The organism is Mesotoga sp. UBA5557 (assembly GCF_002425715.1).
Classification (GTDB): domain Bacteria; phylum Thermotogota; class Thermotogae; order Petrotogales; family Kosmotogaceae; genus Mesotoga.
In genome coordinates, this window is sequence record NZ_DIMV01000002.1 from 1 (window position 1) to 7949 (window position 7949).

The 7949-nt window shown below is 45.9% G+C and carries 7 protein-coding genes; 3 read left to right on the forward strand and 4 right to left on the reverse strand.

Features of this window, described 5'->3' with window-relative positions:
- Window positions 1-43: 43 nt before the first annotated feature.
- Together B3157_RS00035 and B3157_RS00040 are read right to left on the reverse strand one after the other, a co-directional pair.
- Window positions 44-991, reverse strand: a complete 948-nt coding sequence (locus B3157_RS00035) for a phosphotransferase enzyme family protein (RefSeq protein ID WP_292587820.1) — start codon at window positions 989-991, stop codon at window positions 44-46.
- 61 nt (window positions 992-1052) lie between these two features.
- Window positions 1053-2330, reverse strand: a complete 1278-nt coding sequence (locus tag B3157_RS00040) for an MFS transporter (RefSeq protein ID WP_414674175.1) — start codon at window positions 2328-2330, stop codon at window positions 1053-1055.
- Between the two features lie 167 nt (window positions 2331-2497).
- Here B3157_RS00040 and B3157_RS00045 point away from each other — a divergent pair, with 167 nt between their 5' ends.
- The 3 genes from B3157_RS00045 to B3157_RS00055 all read left to right on the forward strand — a co-directional run bounded on the left by B3157_RS00045 (window position 2498) and on the right by B3157_RS00055 (window position 4707).
- Window positions 2498-3691, forward strand: coding sequence for a hypothetical protein (locus B3157_RS00045; protein ID WP_292587824.1), 1194 nt, complete (start codon window positions 2498-2500; stop codon window positions 3689-3691).
- Between the two features lie 25 nt (window positions 3692-3716).
- Window positions 3717-4262 carry a hypothetical protein gene (locus tag B3157_RS00050; RefSeq protein ID WP_292587827.1) on the forward strand — a complete coding sequence of 182 codons (546 nt, stop codon included), beginning with the start codon at window positions 3717-3719 and terminating at the stop codon, window positions 4260-4262.
- 109 nt (window positions 4263-4371) lie between these two features.
- Window positions 4372-4707, forward strand: coding sequence for a hypothetical protein (locus tag B3157_RS00055; protein WP_292587829.1), 336 nt, complete (start codon window positions 4372-4374; stop codon window positions 4705-4707).
- On the opposite strand, the gene B3157_RS00060 is transcribed toward B3157_RS00055, so the two are convergent.
- Complete coding sequence (locus B3157_RS00060) at window positions 4674-6410, reverse strand: ABC transporter ATP-binding protein (protein ID WP_292587831.1); 1737 nt, start codon at window positions 6408-6410, stop codon at window positions 4674-4676. The genes B3157_RS00055 and B3157_RS00060 overlap by 34 nt on opposite strands.
- On the reverse strand, window positions 6400-6537 hold the full coding sequence (locus tag B3157_RS00065; protein ID WP_292587833.1) for a hypothetical protein: 138 nt from the start codon (window positions 6535-6537) through the stop codon (window positions 6400-6402). Before B3157_RS00065 ends, B3157_RS00060 begins: the two co-directional genes overlap by 11 nt.
- Window positions 6538-7949: the final 1412 nt, after the last annotated feature.

Here is a 7949-nt window from a genome sequence, read left to right on the forward strand (position 1 = left end):
AAAGAAAGCGCGGCGGGAAATTAACTATCTCTTGAACCACACACTAGATCACCTTTTCGGAACCGGCCAGGACAAGACCCGCCTTTTCCTTGATACGACTACTGTTTTTGTACAGCCATTTGAAGACATTCTTTGCGAAGCGCGCTTCTTCAGTCAATTCTTTCGCAGTGAAGTAATGAATCTGGATGATCGAAATAGCAGAAAGAAGATAGACAAAACTCTCCCTCTCGCTCGAGGAAAGAGTGTTTTCTGAGGAGTATCCTTCAAGCAAGTACGGAAGCAAATAGAGGAAAAGCGATGGAGAACCCATCTTCAGAAACTCGGCGAAGACGCTATGAACTAGATAGGCAAGATCTAGCACTTTCACTTCTCGAGTCGCACAATCAAAATCTACTATCCCAGAGACCTTCCCCTCGTGGATGATTATGTTCCCTGGATGGTAGTCGCCATGGATGATCTGGACCGGCAGTCTATAATATATCTTGTAGAAATCGGTGAAGAATTCCTCAACACTTTCGAGTTTCATTTCTAAGTCCCCTGCACTGAAGTACCGCAGGGCAGCTGTCAGCGACTTCAGCAGATTCGTTCTTTCAAGCTGATCGTCGTCGATTTCTTCTAGAGCTTTGTGGAGCCTTCCGGTGAAAATGCCAAGTTCAACCGCCAACTCCGGAGTGGCATGAGAGATGTTGGAGTCGGCCTTTTCTCCTTCTATGTAAGAAAACACTGAGTAAACGTACTTGCCGATTCTTACTTCAGACTTGCCGTTGCGGGCATAAACGGGAGCCGAAACAGGAACTCCGGTACCGACAAGATTCGCCAGAAGACCACTACGACAAGAACCGGCAGGAACACTCGCGGCCCTTCTCTTCAACACATACAAACGACCACCTGAGCTGACTACCGAAGCTCTGCCATTCAATGCTCTCTCAAACCTGATCTTTTCCTTAAACCCCCAGAACCTGGAAATCCGGGAGAAGGGAATTCTAGACATATATAACCACCCCGGATACTCAAACAAAATCATTATACAACATTTCGATCCGATAACCCGCTCATGCCTCCGCATCACTCTTCGTCGCTGAAATTCTCTTCCTAACTTTGTGGGCCATCGTTGTTCCCAAAACCAGCAGAACCGTGACTACACCGGCCCAGAAGAATGCGCTCCCTGCGCCGGCTCGGTCTGCGATCGATCCGACAAACATGTTTCCGAGCGGCGTCGAGCCGGCGAATACGAGAGAGTAAACGCTCATAACTCTTCCTCTATACTCGTTATCGGAGTGAATTTGCATGAGGCTGTTTGCAGTGGTAGTAAAGAAGATGTTCGCGAACCCCATACTCCCGATCAGCAAAGCCGAAAGCAAGTACGAACTATTGAATCCCATAATGATGAAAAGAGAAGAAGTTATGAACGGGACAACAAAAAGCCTTACTCTCTTCGGCCCTCTGGAACTCCCCCCAGCAACAATCAAAGCTCCAAGCAACGACCCGACTCCCAAAGAAGACATCAAAAGTCCATATCCCTGAGCATCGAGACCGAGTTGATTTCTTGCAAAGACAGGAATCAAAACGCTGTAATTCATGCCGAACGTACTGACGATTGCGAGAATCAAAGTGGTGGTAGTCAGTATCGGACTCTTGAAAAGATAGATTAGGCCTTCTTTGATGTCAGGTATCACAGTCCCCTTTGGTCTCTTCTTTACGACCGGCGCTACGTCAATTTTGAACAGACCGACTATCACAGCTATGAAAGTGACTCCATTTATGAGGAAGCACCAACCCGCACCGACAAGAGCCATTACTACCCCCGCCAAGGCCGGTCCTACGATTCTTCCAAGATTTATGACCGTTGAGTTCAGCGCAACTGCATTAAGAACCACATCACGACCCACCAATTCGATCATGAAAGATTGTCTTGCAGGAATGTCGAGTGTCTTGACCATTCCGAGACCAAACGCCAGAATGAAGATGTGCCAGTATTGAACTGTATTCGTGAAGACAAGAATCGCAAGTATAAATGCCAGGATCATCGAGGCTATCTGAGTTAAGATTACGATGCTCCTCTTGGGGAAACGATCTACGAAGACCCCCGCAGGTAGTGACAGAATGAGTACCGGCGTGAATTGCGCAACACCGAGAAGACCCAACAGGAAAGGGGAATCCGTTATCGTCAAGACGAGCCATGACTGAGCGGCTGTCTGCATCCATGTTCCCATGACGGATATCAGTTGACCTACCCAGAAATATCTGAAATTCCTTACTTTGAGTGCCGGAAAAGTCTTTTCCATTCTAGAGAAGAACAAATTCTGTAAACTGTTAGCCAAACAAATCATCTCCGTGGCTATTGTACAATATTTTCCGGGGTTATAATTGAAGTGTAGCCAATAGACTTCAGATACTATAATTGAAGAGAGAGTACTGAGAATGGAAGACCGTGCCAAGAGTGAAAGCCCTTAGGTTCTTTCATACCACCAAGAAGCGAAGGAAGGAGGCAAATCAAATGGATAATGTCGCTACACGCGTTCTTCGAAAAGCTGAGATGGAAAAAGAACTTCAACAGCTACTCAGTGCAGAGGCCGGGATCAAATCAGATTCATATCTTCTCACTTTTTACTTTCCAATGGAGAATCTCAAAAGGAGCGATGCGGAAAAACATTTGAAGTCAAATATCCTAGATTGTCTGAGGAAGGACGAGAAGATAACCGGTATGGGGAAAACTCATCAGAAGGTTGTTGAAGCAGTCCTTACCAAACTCGGAAACATCGATGATTTGGGAAGAGGATTGGCGATTTTCGTGGAGTTCCACACAGGCGAAGATGTAAAAAACGATAAAGCAATCGAAGGTGTCAAAATCATCCCGCTTCATAGAAAGCCCGAAAAGGAGATTTACGTAGGCAAGACATTCGATCTTGATCAACTGATCTGGCTTTCAAGCTCATCTGCGGAGGCCCTTGTTGTCTCGCTGGAGAGGGAAAAATCAACATACTATCTAATGGAAGGAAGAAAACTCTCTCTTATTAAGAGCGTCGAAAATGAGTTCATTCGAGAAAAAGAACAGGAGTATCTGGAGGGGTACTCTCCCTCGCCTTCATCGGGAGCGATGTATCACGGGAACGCTTCGGAAAAAGTTAGTAAGGCAAAGGAAGAAGAGAACAGGAGGTTCCTTCAGAAGAACGCCTCATTGATAAAGAACGACGAAGAGATTCCAAAAGACGTCGAATACCTCGTCTTCTTTCACTCTTCTTCGTTCAGTGAAAGCATTGAAAAGTTCCAGAAGGAAGCGAAACACCTTATTCCAGAAGCATACCCAATCTTCGTTCAAAAGACACTCAATCTGGAGAGGCAACTTCAGGAAGAAGTCGACAAGCTGATAGATAGCGAAAGCAGGAGACTTCGAAAGGAATTTCTGGAGATGGCCCGGGAGAATTTCGACAAGTATGTCGAAGGTTGGACGGAAGTCTCTAAAGCAGCAAATGACAGAAGGATCGACACGCTTTTCATTAATCCTCTTGAGAGAAAAAGAGGTTATGTTCTTGACAGAGAGCTAGTATATACGCATGCCGTAAAGGAAAGCAGAGAAGTTAGAAATTTGGGCCCCTGGATCGTGCGAAGCGTAATAAACAACGACGGAAAAGTCGTGGTGGTTGATAAGGAACTCCTTCAAAGTGAGATCGCTGCAAGACTGCGATTCTGACATAAGACTCTTAGGAGGTGTGTAAGTGAAACAGCTCGCAGTATTCGTTCTGATTATTGGTCTGGCCGCAGGTCTGATGGCAACCCACTTCTCAGTGGGAATGGGCTTTGTTCTCAATCAGGACAGACAGACAAAGGAATTTGATCTTCAGTTCTTCGGGAGGGCTCAGGTAGGCTGGATGTTGTTTAACAAACCCGTCTTAGGCATTATTGCAGATGTTCCAGTCTTTGGATTCGGCTTTGAGGAAATGGAATTCTATTCTCTTGACCCCATGCAAGCCCTCATAGGACTTTACGCCGAACTGGGACTCGAAGATCTCGCACCTTCTCTTCCGCCTGTCTTCTTCAAGGCAACGGCGATGACTGAACTGTCCAGCGTCCTTGCCGCTCGAGACATAAAGTATCTTCCGCTAGTCTCTCATGTCGGAGCAGGCTACGACATCAGCGACTTCAGTCTTGAGTTGGCAACTTCAATCATAAATGTGGGATTCAATCTCGGAGGGCAGCTCGCAAGACACTCGACCTTCTTCCCCCACTTTCATCTGGCAGGAAGATACAATTTCGATTTCTAGTGAGACGGGCCCTAAGGCCCGTCTTCGTTCGCTACTAACTGGAAGGTCGCGGATCCGTAGCTGCAATGAGCACGAAGAGCATTCTCGAAATATGCTTAAGGATGTGTCTTTGATAGATGAAATCGTATTGAGGAAAAACGGCGTAAGGGTAAATGATTGGGGGACAAAAGTGAACCCATCTTTCTCCCTTGACTCTGTTCAGAGATTTCATCCATGGCTTTATAGAACCCTCAACGGCTCCCGGACAAAGCGTTGGGAGTTTGAAAGTCAGAGCTTGAAACTCTCACCTTCGGCATCATCCGCCAAACTCTACACCCGCATCCCGATCTTGTCTGGTTTAGAAGAAACACCAGGAAGCCTGCCTGATACGTTCCTGTCCGGGGCTTTTACAGTGCACCACTATGCGCTTGATCAATTATCCTGCTGTTCATCCTTTATCAACTGAAGCGAGTAAAGCTTCTTGTATTCGGAACTGGTCTTTAAAAGCTCGCTGTGAGTTCCGCTTGCAACTATAACCCCATTACTGATTAACGCCACTCTGTCGCTCAATAGAACAGTTGATAATCTATGAGCAACCATCAGCACGATTATGCCTTCAGATTTTAGACTTACAAGAGTATTCTGAATTATTTCTTCAGTCTTTGAATCGATATTTGACGTGATCTCATCAAGAATCAATAATTGTGGTTTCGAGACCAACGCTCTGGCCAGCGCGACCAACTGTCTCTCACCGCCAGAAAGCTGAACGTCTGCAACCAATGTGTCGAGTCCATTCTCGAATCTTCTCAACAATACGTCAAGATTCGTTCTTTCGAAGATGTTTTCCAAACCGGCTTCAGAAATCGATCTACCCAGGGTAATGTTTTCCAGGAGAGTACATCTTTCAAACAAAGTTGGTGTCTGCTCCACAAAGCCGATATATGGTCTGAGTAATGCCGAATTCGATACCGGATCGCCATTTATGTATATGGTTCCCGACTGGGGTTTTTGTAGTCCCATAAGGATATTCAGAGTAGTGGTTTTACCGGCGCCGCTCTCACCTACCAGCGTCGTAATTTCCCCTTTCCTCAGTTCAAGAGATAAGCCTTTTAGAATTTGCTTTTTGCCGTAGCCAAACTCAATGTTCTCTAAAGAAATGCTCCGAACATCTTCTAACTTAGGACTACTACCACTCATTTCTTCTTCAGGACCTTCCAGTACCTCGATTGTTCTCAGGAGCCCTCCCCAGCTTTGTCTTAGAAGAATGTTCACCTGCATGAGGAGCTGAATAGGGTTGAACAATGATTGAACATAAGCCCAGAAAGTAATGAGAATTCCTACTGTAATCTCACCCTTCATTACCAGGTAACCACCATAGGCAAGCAGTGAAAAGGAGATAAGTCCGTTTATCGACGTCTTGAGTGTGCCGGCGATCTTTATTGCCTTTATGAACCTCTTGCCCGCATAAACATGGTCTCCCTGAAAACGATCGAAGAAATTCATGACCCAGGCAAATGGCATGGCGATTCTGATCAGTTTCATATTATCGATGATGTTACTTGTGACTCCTGCCAGTTCGCCGAATTTCTCCCTCTCTACTTTGCTCCTTTTCTCCACCATAATATTGAAGAACATTATCACAAGAAAGGAAAACACGATGAAGCCGAGGGGCAAAAGAGTCAGTTTCCAGTTGAAAGAAAACATGATAGCTAGAATCGCCGATATCTGAACGACTCCCAATAACAGTATCGGAAATACCTGCGCTATAACGGTTCCTACAAGTTCCAGATCAGATATTAGTCTCGATACGAGCTCACCGCTCTTATTCTTGTGGAAATAGTCGAAAGGAAGAACAAACATCTTCTCTAACAATTGCTTTCGCAGGTCCGATTTTGCCATGAGGGCCGTGGTTTCAAAAACCACCTCGCCAAAATAGGTAAAGATCAAGCTTCCAAACCAGAGCCCGACGACAAGCAAAACGTACTTTACGAGAAGATCCATATTGTCAGAAGGGATAACAACATCTATTAGCAGCCTTATCAAGAGGGGGAAGACAACTGCAAGAGCAATCATCACTCCGACCAGAACTGCAGCCAGCAATTCCCGTTTCCAGTAGACTTTGAACAGCTTGAAGACAAACCTGCGAACTATCTTCTTTTCATTCTCCATATTTCTCCCCCCCACCGGGCTGTCTTTTCACAGGCCATTCGAGGATATCTCCTTCTCTTCCACCTTTGCAGCTCTCAATCAAGTCAATTCCCGTAGCATGAAACAAAAAGCCTTCTTCTAAACTCATGCTCCTACCTCCTTGCTTAACCTGATAAAACTGGCCAATTGCCACAATGGGCAAGTCAGATGACAATATTAACAAATTACCATGTTATTCCGTAGATAAGAATTGCGCCTTCCATGCGCTGCCCGAGACTATTTCGGGAGAATCGTCTGACGACACTAAGCGTCTCACAGGCATACAAATTGGAGTATTCTGTCAATATTGTATCAAATTAATTACTTTTGACCAAGCTCGATATCGTATGGACAAACCAATCGGATGAGCTCATTACACTGAGAGGGTTATGGAGCTTGTGAAGATTGTGAGCATGATTCAAGTTGTTTAAGTGGATTTCGAAGTAAGTTGGAGGTGCTTCAACCTTGAGCATTGAATGGACATAACGCTGTTTTCCTGTCAATTCCGTTGCCTTGAAGATTTCGCTTCTATCCAAAGAAAAAATGATCCAGTTTCATTCGCTCCGGTTCATCTCTCATTTTCTTCCAATTCATCCTCGTTTAGCAAGCTCATCGGACCCATAATACTATGAGTTAAATGCCGCTAATATGCTGCATCTTGCGTAAATCTGTATTTAAACTCCTGATAAGCCTGATTTTGAGTACTCAATTGAGGGACGAGGATCACGTAACGGCGGAGGGTGTTAGTCTTTATATACGAAAGAAGCCGATGCTCTGAAATGGCCCTATAAGAACTGCTGTTTGATGTTCGTTCCTGGTTGCTGGCAGGAGCCATACATATTGATCACTGACCAAATAACGCGAAGAGTGAATCTGGGGAAAGAGGCGCTTTCACGCCAGGACGCTCAAAACAAGAGAGAGATTTTGGAGCGAGATCCCGTGCAAAAGCCCTGAACAGGTGCATATCAGGGCAGGCTCTACGGGATGACTGCAGAGTTAATCGTTTCTTTTCACCGCACCCATGACCTGCACTCGATACCCTCTCTCTCCCTTCATCCTTGTTTCAGCATCCTGCTCTTGGTTCTGACCTTGACCAAGAACGAAGAACAGATTCTCGCTCTGGAACGAGGAACGAACTCGTTTTCTTGGACGATCAAGGGAGGATGCCCTTTCAAAGCGATCAGCGGGTTCTTGTTCTTAAGCGTATAACGGATCTTCAGGAGCCGGTCACCTTCGGTGGCAAGTCTCGTCTTGGCGAGGCCAGTTCCGCTTCGCGGGCGAGAAGAGCCGCAGTGCGCTGTGAGAAGTGGTTCACCGTTGACCGTCCCAGATCATGAACCCGTTCACCGAAAAGGCCGCTGTACGCTTAAAAGCGGGGAACCCGGTGATCACTTGTAAAAGCTCAGTTGCAAGTTCCAAGATGCAAGTTGTAAGAAAAACCAAAAGGCCGGGGTTGGGGTGTGCAGGTTGCGAGCGAGTCGGAAAGAGCGGAATAAGACGCAAGGCGCCGAAAGAACATCG